The following is a 491-nucleotide window of genomic DNA, read 5'->3' as shown; positions in this document are numbered from 1 at the left end:
CTCCCAGCTGCTTTCCAGTTCCTCTGGACGCTGCCGGGTTCTTTGGCAGCGGAACGTCTCGCCTGTCAGACGGAGCCGCTGATAGACGCCAGCAGGCGCCGTTCCATATTCGGCTTCCGCAGCAATGGCGACGATAACGTCATTAGCCTGGGCACCGGCCGAATAACCGGCAGTCGCACCAGTAAAACTCATGTCACCCTCCTTATGCTGCGCCGGCTGACGTCACGGTTCCGCCAGACGTCGTCGAGCCGCTGGAGACTACCGTCCCGCCCGAGCTGACAGGAGATGACCCGCCGCTGACCACCGATGCAGAGCCAGAGGATCCTGCCCCGCTTGTGACGTTCTCAGTCGGAGCTGAAGGCGTAACGGCCTGTTCTGCCACATGAGCGACGAGGCCTGCGCGGCTGCCGTAAAACAGCTGCATCGAGATCGCCAAAAGTGCGGCATCACTGAACTGGCTGGACAGGATCTGGCCGCCACTCACAAAGATG

The 491-nt window shown here is 61.7% G+C and carries 1 protein-coding gene and 1 pseudogene; both read right to left on the bottom strand.

Annotated elements, in window-relative coordinates:
* Window positions 1-192: pseudogene (locus tag JN414_RS16490) on the bottom strand (phage tail protein); the annotation flags it as partial.
* A 10-nt stretch (window positions 193-202) separates the two neighbouring features.
* Window positions 203-491: hypothetical protein (locus JN414_RS16485; protein WP_202208884.1), on the bottom strand; the 289-nt coding region annotated here is incomplete at its 5' end.

It is taken from the genome of Gluconobacter sp. Gdi (assembly GCF_014132155.1).
In the GTDB taxonomy this organism is placed as follows: domain Bacteria; phylum Pseudomonadota; class Alphaproteobacteria; order Acetobacterales; family Acetobacteraceae; genus Gluconobacter.
This window is presented reverse-complemented; position numbering and strand designations above follow the sequence as displayed.